An 18,718-nucleotide genomic window follows, 5' to 3' on the forward strand; every position below is an offset into this window, starting at 1 on the left:
TTTAATCCTCCTGTTCAATAAGAGGCAAAATCCCGTCTGCCTTTAATAAGTCGTAGATGAAAAGTCTGCCCTTCTGAGTCCAGTAGGTATGCACCTTGGTATGAATGCTCCCGTCTGTGGCAGGATAAGTATGTGTCTTTGTGCTGGTATAACCTTTTTCCGCATACTTCTGATAAAGAATCCAGATTCTGCCGCCCTGCTTGAACTGAATCCCCTGTCTGTGAAGATACTCATTCATCTTCTGAGCACTCCAGCCATAGTCCTTTGAAATCTCAGTGATAGATACAAGGTCCGGACTGTTAAGAACCACATCGTAGTAACTTGCCTTAGGCTGCATCTCGATAAGCTGCTGTTTCTGCACCGCATTCTCTGCTTCCAGTGCCATTCTCTGCATACGCTCGGTCTTATAAGCCTGAAGTGCTTCGATCAGAGCATCCGGATTATTCAGCATGTCATCAACTGCATACAACCCGTGTCTTCTGATTGCAGGAAGAACCTCCGATGTAACCCATCTCTTGAATCTCTTTGCTGCTGGAAGCTTGCTGGATAAGATAAGACTGTAAAGACCTGATTCGTTGATAAGCCATCCTCCACGCTGACCTAAACTCGACGCTGTTTTGTCGTTGAGTTTGTCTTCCTCATCGACATGCATAGCAATCGCTTTGTTCGGATCTGCATATCCAAGAATCTCTGCAACATCCTTACCTACAAAAAATGGCTCCCCATTGATCATTGTGCTGCGGACTGAGCCAAACTCCGCATTCTGAAAAATCTGTAATTCCATTGAATTACCCTCCTTGAAAAAATATTTGTGAGGTATTTCCTCAAGTCACAGGCAAAAAAAATCAGGGAGTTTTTAACCTCCCCGAAAACTTTTATTTATAAATTGATATGTGTAAAATTCCAAATTACAACAAAAAAAGTGTGACAGTTCCATTTTTCATAGAACTATCACACTTACTTAATTTATTTTTGTCATAATACGGTTTACATTCTGAATCTGAATAGGTAGAAGATTATCATAAGTTTGCAAAATCTGATCATAAAGACTACCCTTAAAATTGGGAATATCAATCGTTATCACAACGAAATATTTAATTTTTTCATGTTCATATTCATCTCGACCGATTGCATGCAAAGAAATAAATGGGTTCAGCAGTGAACTGCATCTCATTCTTACATCTTTGCGAATGATAGTGTCCCATTTAAAATCACTATTTCTTAAATCAGCTTCTGCAAAATGTTTTTTTGCCGGCTTGGAAACAGGTAATTCTGACTTAATATATCCTTCTTTTATTAATTCACGAGCTACAACAATATCAGCATCTTTCAAAAGATTCAACTTTTTCTCTGTTGTACCCTTTCTAAAAGGAAATCTCATATCATTTGGATAAAATGTATCTTCTATACAGTTATTTGTATATGCATCAGGATCATTTATGTTTGGATTTACAACTGTACAAATTGTCCACTTAATATCAGCATTTCCATGAATTTCACTAATCCCCGGTGCAAATATAGGTAGCTTAACTGTTGCTGATGAAGTAATTTCTCCCTCGTATAATATTGTGACCTTGTTGTCAGAACAGTTTAATATATCTTCTACACCATCCAAGCAAAATCCAAAACCGTTCTCAACAGTTCCTTCCAATCCTTCCGATTCTGCTGAATGAATCAATAAAGCCCTGCCCAGATGGGGAACAATCTGATCAGATGCGGCCATTAATCGTCCTATCTTACCGGCCACTACTGGAGCTGCTAAACTTGTTCCCGCAGTACCCATAACCTGATTGCCTGATTTAGTAGTAATAAACGGTCTATCAGTATACCCTCCAAATTCAAGTATATCTGGTTTGATCTTGGCACCTTCTCTTCCAGGTCCAACACAACTATATGGTGCCCTATATTTATCATTAAGCGGAGATAATGTATATGCCCCTACAGCCAATCCATTTACCATATCTGCCGGAGATTGAACTCTATTGAATGGGCTATCTAAAGTACCATCATTTCCAGCAGCAATACAAAATAATGGATTTATCTCTCCTTCATCAATAGCATATGTCAATCGATCGCATACATAAGTAAACCTATTAATCTCATCATCAATTATTGCTCCCCTGGGACCAAACGATAAATTATATACTTTAATATCTGGTCTTTCAGTCACTACTTTTTCAATAATATCAATCGTTGTATACATCTGATAGTCTGCTTCTGGATTATCAGTTTTTGCAGCAGGAAACACTCTAAATGATTCTACCGAAACCACAGGATTATCTACTATATCTGTTTCCATTTTTCCTACCAAGCCCATACCATATAATACAGCTCCACAAACATTAGCTCCATGATCTAGACTTGCTTCTGTTGGTTCAGCTTTGACCATATCATAGTTATCTACATATGGATCCAGTAATTTTGTTCCACTCTGTACACCGCCATCAAAAACTCCAACCTTAATACTTGATTTCATAATGGTATCTGGCAGTTTAGGCGCTGGAGCAACCATTGAACTCACTCGGATTTGCTCCTCCCAGTCATCCCTCATCGGCTTAATACTTCTTAACGGATTATACTTTTGAGCCAATGCCATAGATTCTCTATCCATATGCATACAAACAAACGTTAATCCATCATCATAAGTTCTGACTACAGCATCCGATTTTTTAATCTTAACAACATCAAAAAACCCATCAACTACCTTACCGTAATCTTCTCCTAAAGGATGGATTACTACCTCAACAGTTCCCTCTTCCCATGAATCTGAAAATCCCATTGCTTTTTCTTCAGGTCTTAATAGATCAATACTTTTTATTGTGCATACTTGATCTTTCCATTTTTTAACATGATCTTTTTTCCCTGTTTCGAATTTACTTTTCAATTCGGCTAGTTCACTATCCTTCGTGCGTACAAAATACATTTTTGCCTTGGAACTATCTTTAGAATCTAAAGAATATTTTCTTCCACCTACTAATTTCATACCTGATTCAGCAACAAGAGAACTAGGCGTATATGACTTTGCCTCATATTTGGGTTCTAGACGAATACAAACAATCTTTTCATCAAGAAATACTTCTTCACTATCCCTAATAGAATCCTGTATTCTGCTTATATCTGAACATAATCTAACCTTAGCTTCCCCATATTCATGTGGAAAAGTTGGAGAGCCGCCTCCATTTCTTTTTGTCAAGGGTTCGATATAATATTGCCCATTTGCAATTATTGGATGTTTTCCATTATTTCCCATAAAATCACTCCTTCAAATATCTATCAACTGACGATGTAGGTATTCCTGTCAATTCAGATATCTTTTTCACAGATATCTTTTTGCAGTTATCCTTTAATGCTTTACATATCGTAACCTTCTGTTCCTTAGTTCGCACTCCTACAAACTCACAATATTCTCTTAGTACACAAGAGGTTATTGTGTATTCAGGATTAATAATGATTCTTCTTTTAATATGCTCACACATTTTGCACAGATCGGCAGCTGACATTTGTTCTGTTCCATCTACGATAAGCTGAATAATTCCATTGTCGATTTCTTCGTATCTCTTCCCCATCCCGCGTTTAATCAACATCAGACGTTGTTCTTTCTCCGGAAGGGATATTTCAATGTTTCTATCAAATCTTCTCCATATTGCTTTGTCCAAAAGTTCTGGATGATTTGTTGCCCCAATCACGATGCATGTCACCGGGCAGGATTCCAGTTCTTTCAATAAAACATTTACGAGTCTCTTTAGCTCGCCTAAATCTGTAGCGTCATCTCTTCTTTTTGCAATTGCATCTATTTCGTCTAAAAACAATATCACATTTTGTTCTTTAGCATACTGAAATATGCTCTTTATATTTTGACCACTTCTTCCAAGATAACTGGATATAGAATTTGCCAAATCTAAGGTTACTATTGGCATATTCAATTTGTACGACAGCCATTTGGATATATATGTCTTGCCAACACCAGGCTTTCCATGAAGCAAAATACTATTTGGAGGAACAATATCCTCTTCCAAGAATTTATTCAGCAAACTTCTTTCTTGAATAAATTGGTTCAATTCCTCCATTTCAGCTTCTACAAGAATTGGATTTTCTACAAACACAGGTTCTTCCAAATTTACTAAACGATTCCTTGTTTCTCTATCCACAGGCACTGGCGAAAGATCCATACTTCTCATAACATCAGTTCCTGAATTGGTACAAGCAAGGATACGCATAATTTCTGCTGACGTAACAGGATCTTCCTTTTTTAGTTTTCTTCCCAGCATTAAGGCTATCGCCTCAATATTCTTCCTATCATTATTTAGTGCTGCTCGAATAAGTTTCGGCACATATTCATATGTCATATACCATCATTCCTATCTATTTTTATTTTGGGATATATACTATATTATGTGTTCTAAGGCTTTTTGTCAATATTTATCCCACATTATTCTATTTCTTTTATTTTGGGATAGCTATTCCTTCTTGTAAAATCGTGTACAATACCCATCAGCCCTCAACACTAATCCCTCAGCCCAGGGCGGTGTTCTTCCCATCTGTTCACAGATTGCATCAAGTGATACATCTTCCCTGCACTCAATAATCAATTCATCATGCACATGAGCACAAATCATACAGTTAGATAATGTCTTCATAGCATAACAAAGAATATCCCTTGAAATAGCCTGAACGATATTCTCCACGAACTTCGGGCCATAGCTTTCAATACGCTCCCACTTCTTAGCACCGCCAACTCCTTCATAGGTAACCGACTCAAAATCAAATCTGTTCAATCCCATTCTCGGTTTCACATAGGCAAGCCTTCTTCCCGAAGGAAGCTGAATGAATAACATCCCACTCTGACAGAAAAACCTAATACCATTTACATCAGCTTGCTTTTTCTGCTTTACTGCAGTTTTAACCGCACGGTCAACATTCCACCAGAATTTCACGATATTAGGATTAGCAGTTCTCCATGAATCCACCAGTGGCTGCAGTTCCTCTTCTGCAAGCCCCATCTCAATAGCACCCATAGATTTCAATGCTCCAACTGAGCCGCCATAACCAAGTGCCAATTCCGCAATCTTGCCCTTCTGTCTTAAATGAGCATTCTGTCCATGCTTTTCCACCGGCACTCCAAACATAGCGGATGCTGATGCACAGTAAATATCTCCGTTATTAGCAAATACTTCTGTTCTCCATGCTTCACCTGCAAGCCAGGATAAGACTCTTGCTTCAATCGCAGAGAAATCCGCCACTGCAAATTTATTGCCATCTCTTGCTACAAATGCAGTTCTGATAAGTTCCGATAATACATTAGGAACCGAATCATATAACATGGAAAGCGCTTCATAATCCCCATTTCTTACAAGGGCTCTGGCCTGTTCCAGATCTTCCATATGATTCTGTGGAAGATTCTGCAGCTGAATGATACGCCCCGCCCATCTTCCGGATCTGTTGGCACCATAAAACTGGAACATACCTCTGGCTCTTCCATCAGCACAAACCGCATTCTGCATTGCCTGGTATTTCTTCACGGATGATTTTGCCAGCTGCTGCCTAAGCTGCAGGGCATCCTTCACATCACCATCCACCGCATCCATAAGCTTTGCTACATCCTTTTTCCCAAGTGATTCAACTTCAATACCCTGATCAGAAAGCCAGACCTTCATCTGTGCTACACTATTGGGATTATCAAGATCTGTAATTTCTCTCATCGCTACCCCGAGTTTTTCTTTTGATACCTCATCCAAAGAAATTGCATTCTCCACCATAGTCAGATCAAGCTGAATGCCTCTGTCATTTATCTCCTGATCAAGCCAGAACTCCTCCCATACAAAATCAGGCACCGGATATTTCACAAGCTTCTTCTGAATGGACTGCTCCACCTCAACATCCCTCTGATTATAAAACTTAAAAAGATTCCATTTTTCGATATCGTGTTCAGGAAGATTTCGTGTCCTGCCGCCATTACTCTTAGTAGGTTTGCAAGGCACACAGAAATATCTAATCAAATCCTTGCCTTCTTTCAGCTTCTGTTCTTCAAGACCAAGCACTGCTCCAACACCTGCCAGAGATAAAGGTAATCCCATAAAAGCAGACCATATCATGGAACACTTCCATCCTCTCGGATTCAGATAGTTTCCTACTGTATCACCATCCGCACTGTAAGAATCAAAGTATTCAGGTCTATTTCTCCTGAGCCATTCTGACAGACATACTCTCTCAAAATTACTGTTGAATGCCCACTTGGTTATTTTTTCATCGGCAAGAGCCGCCAATACATCTTCTGGTATTTCTTCCCCTGCTGCCAGATCCACCACAACAACCTCACCGCCATCAACCGCATATCCAAACAGCAGGATGTCAAAGTCAGGTGCTTCCATGTATTTGTACACACCGCACTTACCAAGGTCATTGCTAGAAAAAGTTTCAATATCAATACTGATAGAATTCATAAATCCTCCAATCCAAGAACGGACACCAGCCATAAGCCGATGCCCGCCCTCTTAAATCTTATTTACCCTGAAGCTTCTCAACTTCTCTTTTGAGATCAGCAACCTCTCGCTTAAGGTCACTGTAATCATACCAGGCAACCTTCTCGGTCTTTTCTTTCTTATGTTCTTTGATTCGATCAACAATCAGACATACTAGCGATGCCATACATAAAGTACAAAAAAGTGCCAGTAAGATTACTACTTCAACATTTGCAATTAATTCACACATAATATTTCCTTTCCGGACGGTGACCTATGCCACCGCCCTTACACACTTATTGTCAGTTATTACTTCTTATGAAAGAAAATCGTCCTCTTCCTCAGTATCAAAATCATCCTCTGCTCTGGACTTGCCGCCAAGAGGCTCACCGTCCTTAATCTTCTGGAGATTGTTAAGACCACATGCAATACCCTTGTTGCCATTGCTGTTAAAAGCGTAGAAATTGATACTTGCTCTTCCATACACGCCACTGTAAACCTCGCTGTGGTCTAAGATAGGCTGACGGTCAGCGTCCACGATTCCCGGAGCGGTACCGCTGTTTGCGTTGATGAAATATGAATCAGCATAAGCCTCATCATCAGGTCTCTCTGCATCACCATCACGAAGCGGTGTCTTTAGAACTGACAGTGCAGGCACGGACTTTCCGTTACCCTTTAGCTTGCCCTGTCCTTCATCATAAGCCGCCTGAATAGCTGCCTGGATCTTCTCGATTGTCTTTGTATCAGACTTAGGAATAATGAGAGATACGGAATACTTAGGTGCCCCGCCGTTGATAGACTTAGGCTCCCATGCATTAACATAGCTCCATCTTGTATTTACTCCTGTGATTACCTTTGTTGGATTAATAAACTTAGCCATTGTGAATTTCCTCCTTAATTTTCACTAAAATCTTCATATGCTGTATTGATTGCCGGTCTTTTATCAGATTCCGGCACAAGTGCAGGCTTGCCCTGAGGCTTCGTAATATATTTGCCAAGCACTTCTTCAAACTTCTTCTTACCCATAAGGGCAGTCATTGCGGTGATGCCAAGCAGCTTCTTCTCATAAGGATCAAATCCTGCATCCTTTGCTGCAAAAGCAACTGCATCATCATCGGTGTACTTCCTGTTTGCTCTGCCTTCCACGACCTTAAATCCGTCATAGTGAGTACCAGATAAAGCCTGCTGAAGTGCATATTCCTTGATGTCCGCAGCCCATGAAATCAGACTGTCAATCTTAGGAAGGATAGCTGCAACCTCTGTTTCTTCCAGAGTAGGCGGCATCTCGAAATCATACTGTGCAAGTTCCAGATTATATTCAGCACGCTTACGGCATGTTGCTTTCACCTTGCAAAACTGACAATGATCTCCAGCCTTGAAATCTCCCTTACCTTCATAGGCAAGTTCAGCTGTAGGCTTTAATACCCCATCCGCCCAGGAAAGCAGTTCCTCTTTTGTGATATTGCAGGTGCTGACATTCTCACGTCTTGGCTGGAATATGGTCATCTGAATGGAATTGATATCATAGATACCGTCAAACAGTTCCAGAGCACCTAACGCATAGCACATCATCTGTGGATTCTTTTCAGCTGATACCAGCACGCCAAGACCATGCTTGTAATCAATAATCTGAAGTACATCATCAGCAACTATCACACAGTCACCGGTACCAAACCCATTCTCAACCCATCTGGAGAAATCAAGCCTCTGCTCTATCAAAATCTGCGGATCCAGACAGTGCTTCTTTGCTTCCTCAATCTGTTCCATTACGAAACTACAGTAGCTTTCAGCACAGTCCTGCATCTCCTGGTCATAATAGGTAAGGTTATCTGTCGGATCAGCTACATCCCTGCCCAGTTCCTTTTCGACCAGATAGGCACACAGTTCATGACAGTCCGTACCTTGTTGTGCATAGGGACTTGCTCTTTCATCCTGCTCTGAACACAACTTCGCTGAAGGCGGGCATTCCAGCCATCTGTGAGAGGCCGATGCCGATAAAAAAGCATGTTTAGCCATTATTCAAGTACCTCCGCCTCAGCAACGATTGCCGCATACTCAGAAGGATCAATCTCCGAAAGCTTCTCTGCACCGTGACTCACCAGAATCTTCTTAATATCAGCCGTATGACCGGCTCTGGATTTTTCGGCCAGGATGGTTCTTACCTCTGTAAAGGTATATTCCTTGGCCGCTTCCTTTACCGGTTCTGCCTTTGCTTCTATCTGCTTTGGAGCCGACTTCTTAGCTTTAGCTTCGATTGCAGTTTTATCAGTATCCGTCTGGAATTCAGATATAATCTCCACAATCACCTTTGAAATAACCGACACCTTCTCGGAAATGCTGATCAGATTCTCAGAGATTCCAATCAGGTTCTCACTGCAGGTACCTACACCTTCAATGATTTTTGAAATGTTTACCTTTGACATTCTGCACACTCTCCTTTCTTCACTTCATGGATGTCCACCGATTCCACTGTCTGACCGGGTGCTAACAGATACACCTGAGTGAAATCTCCGAATAAGAACTTGATAAGTCTTGTTGGAAGCTTCACATTTGCACCCTTAAGCACATTTGCGGTCTTACCCTGTGGATCAGAAACGTTGATGACTATCTTGTGTTTAATTGCCATCGCTTCTTACCTCGCTTTCTGTAGGAACTTGTCTTCCTTACATGTCACAGGCAAAAAAAATCTGGGAGTTTTTAACCTCCCAGCAAAATATTTCAATCTATTTTTTGACACCAGCTTTGATAAGAGCGATTACCTTATTGCAAATCTGCTTCACATTGGCAGGTGAGCATTCCATAATCTTGGCTGCATCCGTGAAGCTGTACTCTGCCAGAAGCACCAACTGATACACTTGCTTCTGTCTGTCCGTCATGGTTGATACCACATCCCTTAATCTCTGGATTTCAGGTGATACCTCTTCTTCATAAAATGGATCATAAGAAGCACCTGCAAGTACATGGCTCTTATCCACCTCTTCATCGTCCTCGCTAGCGATATAATTTAATGAAAGATTCCAGTTCATGGTGTACTTCTCTCCGGGATGAGCCTCTTCCCACTCTTTCTTAGCCGCCTTCTGCTCTGCAGTCATAGGCGGATGTCCATTCTTTACGTTGAGATAAACCTCATGATCATCCATAGCATGGAGTGACTTGATCATTACCTCTGTAATTCCATCCTCTCCAGGCTTGATTACGTTATAGGCGGTTCTGTAACCACCTCGTCCGTCCTCAACCTGTACAGGATAACGGTACACACCTCTGTCTGACTGCTTTGTTTTCTTGACTCTCATAATTGCCTCCTTAGCTGACCTGGAGGCAGTGAGAGCAAGATACCCGGTATAAAATCTGGACCCGAAGTACCCAGTGACCAAACAAAAATGCGCAGGAAAACAAGGGTACCTACATTCCGCTTTCAGCAGTTGTCTTTATCACAACTGTTGTCTGCGTTATGTCGTATCCTGCCTCACTGCGCACATGTGGCCGATATGAATTTTTATTTTGAATATCCTCTTGGATACCCATCAGAGCCTGCATCCGAAGATGTAAGTTCTGATCCATAACCAATTCATCCCTCTTTCCTAAGCGGGATTATCACGAAGTTTTCCGGTGAAAAGAAAACAATATTTCAAACTCCGAAAAACAACAAAAAGGCCTGACAAAGATTAGAGTTTTACCTCTAAACTTCGTCAGGCCTTGGTCGCTATAGTTGCCTATGCGCCGATTCGCTCAGTACGAACTTTTTTCTGGTGAAAGCTGACTGCGACAACCGCCTTGCAGATAGGGCACTTAATCTTAATAATGCCTTCTACTGCAGCTGGGTCTGCGTCAAACAATCTTTTATTTTTACAACACGGACAAGCCACATGCACTTCCTGCATTCATTTTTCGCCTCCTGTAAGAGGCCAGTCAAAAGGGATTGTCAAACTGACCGTTGATATTATACATCAATGATTCCTTTGCACTGTTCCGTAGCTTAGACCTAATGTAGCGATGCAATTATTATATCGAACATTTGTTCTGTTGTCAATTTATTTCGATTGTATCCGAAAAGTCCTGACGAAACTATTCTGTTGTTGTTCCCCAGAGGGAACAGGCAGGTTGATCAGTAAAGATCCGTCGCTGCCTTTTGTTTGGAAAGTATTATTTCTTCTTTCCGGTCTTGGTCTGTGCCAGAGCTGAGCCAGCTACCGATTTTGCCTTGCTACCATATCTTCCATCTCTAAGAATCTGAGATGCCTTTATAGCAACTGACTTTGAAGTCTGCTTCCTGTTCATGTTTTCACCACCTTTCTTTTGGTTGATATAACCTTTATAGCACGATATTTTTTTCAAAAATGGACACGCCATGTCCTCTTAACTCTGCCCATAAAAGCACAAAAAAGGAGCTATCCATAACGACCTAAAGATCACTATAGATAGCTCCACTGTCTGCTCCTCGATTGGTTACGGGGCAATTTGCAGTAACTTCTACTTATTAGCTGCTTTTGCAGCCTCAACCTGGTACACTACATCCTCCCATGGTATTTTTTCATATTTGTTTTTATCTCTTTTCTGCTCAAGATAAACCTTATTATCCTCGATTATCACATCACAGAACCGTGGTGGTGTCGGCTTATCGATATGAAGATTCCTGATAGGTTTTTTAATCACTCTGGTCTACCCCCCTCCACATACTGAGAAATAAATTGATGCATCTTCGGTGTAAGCTTTGCATCAAATTCTGACTGTTCAATCAAATCATACAAAATATCTGCTTTCTCTTTCAATGTTCCAAACGGATCATCTGAAGTATAGAATACCTTTTCCCAGGAAACAGTTCCTTCCACTTCCCAAATCAGAATAAAATCGTATCCTATAAGATTATCAGAATCTGCTGACTTATATGGAATAATAGCAAGATCCTTAATCTTATCGAAGCACTCCAAATACACTATATCCTTATGCAGAATCCACTTCACTTCTGAGTTTAGATGCTCAAACGGATGATATACTGCGGTTTCATCCGCCTCTTCATGTACAAGGCCTATGGTTTTGTACCTTTCGTTCAGCACTGTCATCACACCACCATCATAGTTCCAAGAAAAATAATTATCCTTAGTGTCCATATACAAACGGTCTAAAAACTTTTCCAAAAGGTCTGTATTGCTATGTGATACCCACATTTCTTTCTCTGTCAATGTTCTGATATCGGTATCAAACATTCTTGCTATTTTCCAGACAATATCGATACTGATTTTCTTTTTAGCCTTTTCCCCCAGAGTACGCGAAATGTATCCTGAGCTGATACCCAAAGCATTTTCCAAATCACCGACTCTCATGCCCGCCTTCTTTGCCAGAAACACAATATTATTTGCAAGTATCGTATTATCAAACTCTCCAAGGCGTTCACAATACTCTGTAATATAATCCTCTTGCTCCTGCAAAAGGTTCTCATATCCACTGGAGTCTTCATCGTGCATTAATCCGCTTATATGTGTTTCAAGAGCAACTTTAACTTCTAAAGCTTTAACTAATTCTTCTACTGTAACTGGTTCTACAAGTTCATACTCTGTTCCGTATAAATCAAACTTGCCTCCCATATATTCATCAAACTGTCTAGACATACTACCGCCTCCTTTGTACCAAATAATATCATTTGAACCATTAAATGTCAACGGTACAAATATTATTTCCATTGGTACAATATATGTGGGGGTAAAAAAAACAGACCTTGTGAGCCTGTTTTTAGCGGACACGACATGTCCAGTTTTTATAAAAAAAATTTTAAATTTCTACCCCATATGGTTCAAGATACTCTCTTATGACCCATACAGGTTCTGGATATTTAATATATAGTGCCTCATTTATCCATTGATGTGAAGGATCTCTAAGCGGATTAAGCTTAACGTCAAACACCTCAAATAGCTTTGAACTTATAGTCGGCGGAAGATGAAGGCCAAAGCAGATCAGAGCCAGTGTTTCAACAGATGGTTTTGTCTTTCCGTTTACAGTTCGACTGATTGTCTTAGGATCACGGTCAATCTCATCACCCAAATCAGTATATTTCATACCTCTCCACTCCAACAACAACTCCATACATTGTTCCGGATCATCTGTCATCTTCCTTCTAATTTCAAGTTCTTCTTCCTGCTGCTTTTTACGCATGGCCACCTGACGTTCTTGCGGTGCATTCTGATATCCATTATGAAACTTAATTTCAAAAGTAACATCGCTTGGCTCTCTGTTCAAAAAGCAAGCCGTATGATATGTCGATTCTATGGAAGTAAGAATCTTCATATCAAATACCAGACAACATTCGTCCATGTGTGCTCTGGCATAATCAGTAAGTTCAAGTTTCCCCAACGTATCCTTCTGGACATATAAAGGGGCATTGTACACATAATGATTATCTATAAACAGATAATCTCCGGTTTCTGTTAATTTCTTAAGTTCCGGACTAAGAAACCTTGCGATTGCTGCATCCTGAGCAGAAAGAGAAAATGTCTGATCAACTGTAATTGCTCCCTTTTTGAAGCCATGAGGCTTAACATAGTGATTATCCAAAAAGGTATATGTTCCTATAGCATCTTCAAATCCTAGCTCTACAAGTCTTATCTTCGCAGCTTGCCTTGATACACAAAAATCAGTTTCAAGTGCAGTAATAACATTTTCCATAACGTCTACGGTATACTTCGCATCCATCAGACACATGAATTTTCCTATATACTCATTTGCTTTTGCCTTAAATGGTTCAGCTGGCATCTGTATTCTTGGTGCCAGAGCATTTGCCTGTCTCTCCATCATTTCGGTTGCTTTTTTAGCAACTGACGCTGCAGCTCCACCTACAACCTCGCAACTAATACATGCTGCAGAAGAATTAAAGAGTCTTTCCAGTTCAAATACTTTTCTATGCTTTACCCAATGAACACACTCATGAATAATTGTATTATTACGTGATCCCAAGTTACGTAGAAGAAAATTCATCGGATCCACAACAATAGTTTTTCCTACTATGTGACGAATTACAGTATCCTCGATATCTTCCTCAAAAACTTCCGCATCTGTATCAACCATATAGAGCTGACCAAAAATTGATGCATCTCTTGATATTCTCTGACTTACTATAGTTAAGCCCAATCTTTCTGCCAATACTTTCGGATCTACCCAAACAGGTGGCTCATCACGTTTTGAAATCCTTAAAGCTTCCGGATAATAATCCTTCAGGAATTGTTTTGCTACTTCCTCCAGCTGACCAGGAGCAATGTATGGAACCAATGAATCAGACATAGAATTCAGCGGAGCATTTTGAGGATTATAAGGAGCAATTTTCTTAATCTCCCAATCATCTAATCCACACTCCAAATCACCTTCGCAAGTGATACGAATCCATGGATAACACTGATCCGTCTCATCATAATGGTAATCACCTTCTTTTACATCAAGTTCCAGTTCTATGCCAACATCAAACTTTACCTTCATTCCAGGAAGATCCTCTACATATACTCGTTGGATATTGGCATCTATAAGTTCCACATCACCAATTCGATGGACTCTATTTGTATGTAGATTTAGTGATTCCCACTCATTCTCAACATATTCCTCAGCAGCTTTATACAAGCCGCTATAGCATTTATTTTTAACATATTCTGCAAATGAACGGCCTGCTGCCATAATTATTCCTCTCTTTCCTGATACATTTCATCCATTTCCAAGTCAAAGATGGTCTCCTCAATAACCCTAACACACTCGTCCGTGTTTTTCTTTATTTCAGCACCCCAAAAACGGATTACCGTCCACCCCATAAAAAGTAGTTTCTTGTTGATTTCAGCATCCCGCTCCATATTGCGCGATATTTTGCTTATCCAGAAGTCACTGTTATTACTTTTTTCCAAGCGCGGCTTTAGCACTTCCCAATCCTTCCCATGAAAAAATTCTCCATCACAGAAAATTGCAATCTTATATTTAGTCAGAACAATATCTGGTTTACCAGGAAGCGCCTTGTAATTCTTTCTATATCGGTAGCCTTTATTCCACAATGCCTTACGAAGCAACACCTCAATCTTAGTGTCATTAGCCTTGATATGCTGCATATTCTTCCGGCGTTGCTCCGGAGTTAATACATCAGCCATAACTATTCCTTCTTTTCAAAGGTATGATCCTTAATATAATTAGCAATAGTTGGATTATCCTTCATCATTCCCAAAAGCATCTGGTGATATTTTACAATTCGATTCTCCATCGAATTAATTCTTCTGGCATCAAAAATCTCAACATCAGTATGCGCGGGAAGTATTATGCCGACATTATTAGCATTCATCATCATGCTATATGCGAGCAGTTGCAATCTGTCATTTCTTGAATCACCATTTGTATAATCTTTATACTTAACATCAAAAACAACTGTCTCGCCGCTTTCGCGGTCTGTAAGAACTAAATCGGGCTTAATTGAACCAGATATATACTTTCCCGGATTAACTAATCCCTCTTCTTCCAAAAATACATCCGTCTTGTCATCGAATTTTTCCAGTCTGATACCCGTATCACTCTTACTTCTGTATGATTCAATTCCGTTCTTCTTAAGATATGCACGGACATAAACTTCAAAGAGTTTCTCCATTGATATTGCATATGGTACAATATATCCAGTCGTGCTTATCTCACCATTTGATTCAACTGAAATATCATCCAGAACCATTCTTGCCATTGCCATCACAGGTTTATAATATGTGTAGCATCCGGAAAATTTCAAACCATTACAAGCACTTCCACTGCACTGAATATCAGAGATATGTCTAAGCGCATTTGAACAGTATGAAATCATACTGGCATAATTATTATTATCCTTGCTGTAATCACCAAAATAATCGACAATAAATCTTTTTGCTTTTTTTAGTGCAGCTTTTAAAATCTGATTTTCAAAAATATTATCCGAAAAACGTAAATACTGGCAATAGAACCTGTCATTTCTACCGTGCATGGTATTCGACCTTATATTTTTCTCGATGACAATTTTCCCTTTAACTTTGCCTGTAAGGTTTTCCTCTTCTTTAAGCATTCTACCCATAAGAGGTCTTCTACATAATAATCTAAGTAAGGTAAGGAATACTGTTACAGTAATGATGCTATTCTCTGCCGATATTCCATCATCTACTTTTAGAGGCTTCTCATTTTCAAAGAAATAGAAAATTTCATTTCGGTCAATTGCCTCGATATCCTTTTCTTTATGCCTGTTACTAATCGTTTGCGGTGCCATGTACCGATCAAACTCATCGTCATCACGTATATAATTCAGCAATTCCACAACAGTAACATTAAATCGAGGAACAACTTTTATCAAAAGTTCATTCCCTTCAGCATCATACAGAGTCTCGTCATCAACGGATTTTATTCTACAGATTCCAACCAGGTTTGACGAATACAGACTGTTTCGATAATAGTGAATTCCAAGATTTACTCTTGATTCACTGTATGTAACATATAGTCTTTCAATGTCCTCTGGTTTGATACAATCAGTAAATCCATCCATTCTGGTGTTGTCAGTTATAAGGTATATTCGTTTTCCATCTTTTGGCTCCTGCCATCCATTCATATAACCACTCCCACCTATGCTATAAGATCACTAAATATTTTTTCTATAACCTCTCTCTGTGATGTCATATTTATCTTTCCAGCGATACAATTTAAGAATCCATTAAATCCATCTGTAGCATCACTAACATCAAAACTGATAATGCCATCCTTGTAATATTCTTTTAAGATAGGTATGATCTGATACTCAAATCGCTTCATCAGCTTATCCTTACTGTCAACAAGGAAATAGGTATGTCCAATCTGCACATCCTCTTTTCTGTACTCAGGACTGAGGTAATCTTCTTCAAATATCTTTTCTACATTCTCATAAAGCTTGCTTGCCTGAGCATTGAGCTCCACTTGTGCAGCTCCACTTTCCACTTTATAGTCTCTGATAACCTTCACATCTGGCAACTGCTCAAAGAAAAGAAATCTACGTCTGATAGCATAATCTATTCCGCCAATAGATTTATCTGCCGTATTCATTGTTCCGATTATATAGAGATTATCCGGCATACTAATCCTATTGTTATTGTTTACAGAGTATGGCGTAGCAACTGGTTCTGTTCTATATTCAAGGCCATAAATCAGTTCACCAAATACTGTTGCAAGGTTTGCGCGGTTTATTTCGTCAATAATCAAGAAAAATTTTGTCTTTTTATGTTTCTTGGCAAGTTCAGCTATATTACCCAAAACTTTATTTACAGTTTCATAAAGTATTGTATCTGATCCAGGCTTAGTAGATACCTTAATTCCTCTGATAAAATCCTCGTACCCATATGATGGATGGAACTGTACTATATCCCATGCAACTTCAGGTTCCTCTTTACCTTTAAATAATTTTGCGCAATATTTATCCTCATCAGAATAATCAGCAATCTGAAGATCCGCTAATTCCTCATCGGTACAATTATGTGCCATATACTTCAAAAAAGCCTTTGCAGAATATGTTTTGGATGTTCCTGGAGGTCCTTGAAGAATCATCTGCTTTATTCCAAGCGTCTCCATTGCGTCTTTATATTCCTTATAGATTGAATCACTCATCTCATTATCTACTCCTTCCAATGTTATTTCAGAACCATCTTCCGCTGTAATTACATCCCCAGGATTACTCCATAGTACACTAAGCTGTGCTATGCGTTTTCTGACCAGTTCATTTGCTTCCTGATTATATACAGCTTCCTCTTGCTTCCAATCTTTATCTGCCCTACCATCTTTATTTACACTCTTTGGCTCTATTTTCTTGAAATCACTTAAAAATAAATCCCACTCTTTTTTTACATAATCGAGCAATTTCTGCTTATCATTATCTGATGGATTATTTTTTAAGTACTGAGAATAAGCATCTATCAACGCCTGATAATATTGCCAGACGATTCTAAACAAAACAAGATTTCCGCCAAACGATTCGCCCAACCTATAACCATCTGTATTTTCCCAGCAAGCAGCTTTTACGTAATCCTTCGGGTGAAATCCACCTGTAAAATAATGTTCCGAATCATCTACAAGAATTGTTCCACCATTATACAGACACCTACCGTCTGATTTTCCACTTCTGCGAATCTTGTTATGTTGGATATTATTCGCAATCAGCATCGCCAAATAAGTAACTCCGCCAACCTCCATCTCACGGTAACATACTTTTTTGTTAAATAAAATTGCGTTTTTTATCTGTTCGTCAGTTAGCAGTTTCTGGTCGATAATTCTACCGACAAGATTTTCTATCGGCACAGAACTACACTGCCTTGTAGAATCCTCTGTAATGAATCGTGTTACTGTCATCCCGTTTTTATAATCACTAAAGCTGCTTTTCCTTGGAGTTTTTGGCCACGTTGTTTTCTTTTTAATGCATGCAGCTTCCAGTAATCGAACAGATTCTTCAGCGGCACTGTCAAGTATGCCCTCAGAAATATATTGCTTCAAAATAGGAATCAGCTGGTATCTAATTTTTAATGAAACATCATCTCCACTGAAATATCCATGACCAAGAACATACCTATTCTGATCGTATGTACTGAGCCTATATTGCATATCCAGATAATTAAGTACCAGACTCCGTACTTGATCGTAATAGACAGCATTTTCTGTTTCCGAATCTTCCGTAATATATTCAATATCAGACAATATCTCTCTGACATAAAATTTACTCATAAGATTTCCTGAAATAGCGATTGCCCCTGTCTCTGTTGCATTATATGTGCCAATGACATAAAAATTAGGTGGTATTTCAACAACTGTCCCTGAGTTCAAATTAAGTCTTGCTTCATTTCCTTCTGACCCAATTGCATTTATAGCATCGCCTAAAAGCGTCGAAACATCGTTACGCTGTAAGTCATCCATAATCAAGACATACTTTGTTCCCTTCTTTGTCTTATAATCAGCTGCAGCCTTAAAAATTGTTTCAATAAGAATCTTATCCTTATATTCAAAAACCATTTTGCCTGATTCAGTACCGGCGTTTATTCCACCAACCACATCTTCGTATGTAACGCTATTGTGACATGATATAATCTCAACATTTACGTCCTGATCTGCACTTGACGGGAAACAGCTGTATTCACTTTTCGATAGCTGTTCTGAAATTTTTTTGGCAAGGAATGTTTTGCCCACTCCAGTGTTACCAGTGAGCAAAACTGCCTTTTTCTGATAAAGTGCCTCAGTCATTTCAGACAGCAATTTTTTAGTCTTCACTGTCATAAATCATCACC

Annotated in this window: 19 protein-coding genes; all 19 read right to left on the reverse strand. The window is 39.4% G+C overall.

Features of this window, described 5'->3' with window-relative positions; all coding sequences use genetic code 11:
- Position 1 precedes the first annotated feature (1 nt).
- Positions 2 to 784 carry a phage antirepressor KilAC domain-containing protein gene (locus tag ABE547_RS02445; protein ID WP_347377277.1) on the reverse strand — a complete coding sequence of 261 codons (783 nt, stop codon included), beginning with the start codon at positions 782 to 784 and terminating at the stop codon, positions 2 to 4.
- 177 nt (positions 785 to 961) lie between these two features.
- The gene (locus ABE547_RS02450; protein WP_347377278.1) at positions 962 to 3,250 is read right to left on the reverse strand and encodes a S8 family peptidase; all 2,289 of its coding nucleotides are present in this window, start codon (positions 3,248 to 3,250) and stop codon (positions 962 to 964) included.
- Positions 3,251 to 3,254: 4 nt separating this feature from the next.
- Entirely contained in the window at positions 3,255 to 4,346 is a 1,092-nt protein-coding gene (locus ABE547_RS02455; RefSeq protein WP_347377279.1) for an ATP-binding protein, read from the reverse strand.
- Between the two features lie 111 nt (positions 4,347 to 4,457).
- The gene (locus ABE547_RS02460; protein ID WP_347377280.1) at positions 4,458 to 6,440 is read right to left on the reverse strand and encodes a DNA polymerase; all 1,983 of its coding nucleotides are present in this window, start codon (positions 6,438 to 6,440) and stop codon (positions 4,458 to 4,460) included.
- 58 nt (positions 6,441 to 6,498) lie between these two features.
- Positions 6,499 to 6,708 carry a hypothetical protein gene (locus tag ABE547_RS02465; RefSeq protein WP_347377281.1) on the reverse strand — a complete coding sequence of 70 codons (210 nt, stop codon included), beginning with the start codon at positions 6,706 to 6,708 and terminating at the stop codon, positions 6,499 to 6,501.
- 66 nt (positions 6,709 to 6,774) lie between these two features.
- On the reverse strand, positions 6,775 to 7,338 hold the full coding sequence (locus ABE547_RS02470) for a DUF2815 family protein (RefSeq protein ID WP_347377282.1): 564 nt from the start codon (positions 7,336 to 7,338) through the stop codon (positions 6,775 to 6,777).
- A 14-nt stretch (positions 7,339 to 7,352) separates the two neighbouring features.
- Positions 7,353 to 8,474 (reverse strand): DUF2800 domain-containing protein, encoded by a 1,122-nt coding sequence (locus ABE547_RS02475; protein ID WP_347377283.1) that lies wholly within the window; start codon positions 8,472 to 8,474, stop codon positions 7,353 to 7,355.
- Positions 8,474 to 8,881, reverse strand: a complete 408-nt coding sequence (locus ABE547_RS02480) for an rRNA biogenesis protein rrp5 (protein WP_347377284.1) — start codon at positions 8,879 to 8,881, stop codon at positions 8,474 to 8,476. Before ABE547_RS02480 ends, ABE547_RS02475 begins: the two co-directional genes overlap by 1 nt.
- On the reverse strand, positions 8,869 to 9,084 hold the full coding sequence (locus tag ABE547_RS02485; RefSeq protein ID WP_347377285.1) for a hypothetical protein: 216 nt from the start codon (positions 9,082 to 9,084) through the stop codon (positions 8,869 to 8,871). Before ABE547_RS02485 ends, ABE547_RS02480 begins: the two co-directional genes overlap by 13 nt.
- 97 nt (positions 9,085 to 9,181) lie before the next feature.
- Positions 9,182 to 9,751 (reverse strand): sigma-70 family RNA polymerase sigma factor, encoded by a 570-nt coding sequence (locus ABE547_RS02490; protein WP_347377286.1) that lies wholly within the window; start codon positions 9,749 to 9,751, stop codon positions 9,182 to 9,184.
- A gap of 109 nt (positions 9,752 to 9,860) precedes the next feature.
- The gene (locus ABE547_RS02495) at positions 9,861 to 10,019 is read right to left on the reverse strand and encodes a hypothetical protein (RefSeq protein ID WP_347377287.1); all 159 of its coding nucleotides are present in this window, start codon (positions 10,017 to 10,019) and stop codon (positions 9,861 to 9,863) included.
- Positions 10,020 to 10,171: 152 nt separating this feature from the next.
- Positions 10,172 to 10,339, reverse strand: a complete 168-nt coding sequence (locus tag ABE547_RS02500; protein ID WP_347377288.1) for a hypothetical protein — start codon at positions 10,337 to 10,339, stop codon at positions 10,172 to 10,174.
- Positions 10,340 to 10,601: 262 nt separating this feature from the next.
- Entirely contained in the window at positions 10,602 to 10,736 is a 135-nt protein-coding gene (locus ABE547_RS02505) for a hypothetical protein (RefSeq protein ID WP_347377289.1), read from the reverse strand.
- Positions 10,737 to 10,928: 192 nt separating this feature from the next.
- Entirely contained in the window at positions 10,929 to 11,111 is a 183-nt protein-coding gene (locus ABE547_RS02510) for a hypothetical protein (RefSeq protein WP_347377290.1), read from the reverse strand.
- The gene (locus ABE547_RS02515) at positions 11,108 to 12,115 is read right to left on the reverse strand and encodes a helix-turn-helix transcriptional regulator (RefSeq protein ID WP_347377291.1); all 1,008 of its coding nucleotides are present in this window, start codon (positions 12,113 to 12,115) and stop codon (positions 11,108 to 11,110) included. The genes ABE547_RS02510 and ABE547_RS02515 overlap by 4 nt, the downstream gene beginning before the upstream one ends.
- Positions 12,116 to 12,224: 109 nt before the next feature.
- On the reverse strand, positions 12,225 to 14,111 hold the full coding sequence (locus ABE547_RS02520) for an XRE family transcriptional regulator (RefSeq protein ID WP_347377292.1): 1,887 nt from the start codon (positions 14,109 to 14,111) through the stop codon (positions 12,225 to 12,227).
- A gap of 2 nt (positions 14,112 to 14,113) precedes the next feature.
- The gene (locus ABE547_RS02525; RefSeq protein WP_347377293.1) at positions 14,114 to 14,569 is read right to left on the reverse strand and encodes a very short patch repair endonuclease; all 456 of its coding nucleotides are present in this window, start codon (positions 14,567 to 14,569) and stop codon (positions 14,114 to 14,116) included.
- A gap of 2 nt (positions 14,570 to 14,571) precedes the next feature.
- Entirely contained in the window at positions 14,572 to 16,029 is a 1,458-nt protein-coding gene (locus ABE547_RS02530) for a hypothetical protein (protein ID WP_347377294.1), read from the reverse strand.
- Between the two features lie 14 nt (positions 16,030 to 16,043).
- The gene (locus ABE547_RS02535; RefSeq protein ID WP_347377295.1) at positions 16,044 to 18,707 is read right to left on the reverse strand and encodes an AAA family ATPase; all 2,664 of its coding nucleotides are present in this window, start codon (positions 18,705 to 18,707) and stop codon (positions 16,044 to 16,046) included.
- Positions 18,708 to 18,718: the final 11 nt, after the last annotated feature.

The sequence above is a fragment of the Dorea sp. YH-dor226 genome (genome assembly GCF_039832105.1).
In the GTDB taxonomy this organism is placed as follows: Bacteria; Bacillota; Clostridia; order Lachnospirales; family Lachnospiraceae; genus Dorea_A.

What these genes read in the sequence shown, in the direction of transcription:
- ABE547_RS02465 (WP_347377281.1), bottom strand. Translation starts at nt 6,708, where the DNA reads ATGTGTGAATTAATTGCAAATGTTGAAGTAGTAATCTTACTGGCACTT.
- ABE547_RS02495 (WP_347377287.1), bottom strand. Translation starts at nt 10,019, where the DNA reads ATGGATCAGAACTTACATCTTCGGATGCAGGCTCTGATGGGTATCCAA.
- ABE547_RS02475 (WP_347377283.1), bottom strand. Translation starts at nt 8,474, where the DNA reads ATGGCTAAACATGCTTTTTTATCGGCATCGGCCTCTCACAGATGGCTG.
- ABE547_RS02505 (WP_347377289.1), bottom strand. Translation starts at nt 10,736, where the DNA reads ATGAACAGGAAGCAGACTTCAAAGTCAGTTGCTATAAAGGCATCTCAG.
- ABE547_RS02490 (WP_347377286.1), bottom strand. Translation starts at nt 9,751, where the DNA reads ATGAGAGTCAAGAAAACAAAGCAGTCAGACAGAGGTGTGTACCGTTAT.
- ABE547_RS02470 (WP_347377282.1), bottom strand. Translation starts at nt 7,338, where the DNA reads ATGGCTAAGTTTATTAATCCAACAAAGGTAATCACAGGAGTAAATACA.
- ABE547_RS02500 (WP_347377288.1), bottom strand. Translation starts at nt 10,339, where the DNA reads ATGCAGGAAGTGCATGTGGCTTGTCCGTGTTGTAAAAATAAAAGATTG.
- ABE547_RS02530 (WP_347377294.1), bottom strand. Translation starts at nt 16,029, where the DNA reads ATGAATGGATGGCAGGAGCCAAAAGATGGAAAACGAATATACCTTATA.
- ABE547_RS02525 (WP_347377293.1), bottom strand. Translation starts at nt 14,569, where the DNA reads ATGGCTGATGTATTAACTCCGGAGCAACGCCGGAAGAATATGCAGCAT.
- ABE547_RS02450 (WP_347377278.1), bottom strand. Translation starts at nt 3,250, where the DNA reads ATGGGAAATAATGGAAAACATCCAATAATTGCAAATGGGCAATATTAT.
- ABE547_RS02455 (WP_347377279.1), bottom strand. Translation starts at nt 4,346, where the DNA reads ATGACATATGAATATGTGCCGAAACTTATTCGAGCAGCACTAAATAAT.
- ABE547_RS02445 (WP_347377277.1), bottom strand. Translation starts at nt 784, where the DNA reads ATGGAATTACAGATTTTTCAGAATGCGGAGTTTGGCTCAGTCCGCAGC.
- ABE547_RS02485 (WP_347377285.1), bottom strand. Translation starts at nt 9,084, where the DNA reads ATGGCAATTAAACACAAGATAGTCATCAACGTTTCTGATCCACAGGGT.
- ABE547_RS02480 (WP_347377284.1), bottom strand. Translation starts at nt 8,881, where the DNA reads ATGTCAAAGGTAAACATTTCAAAAATCATTGAAGGTGTAGGTACCTGC.
- ABE547_RS02460 (WP_347377280.1), bottom strand. Translation starts at nt 6,440, where the DNA reads ATGAATTCTATCAGTATTGATATTGAAACTTTTTCTAGCAATGACCTT.
- ABE547_RS02520 (WP_347377292.1), bottom strand. Translation starts at nt 14,111, where the DNA reads ATGGCAGCAGGCCGTTCATTTGCAGAATATGTTAAAAATAAATGCTAT.
- ABE547_RS02535 (WP_347377295.1), bottom strand. Translation starts at nt 18,707, where the DNA reads ATGACAGTGAAGACTAAAAAATTGCTGTCTGAAATGACTGAGGCACTT.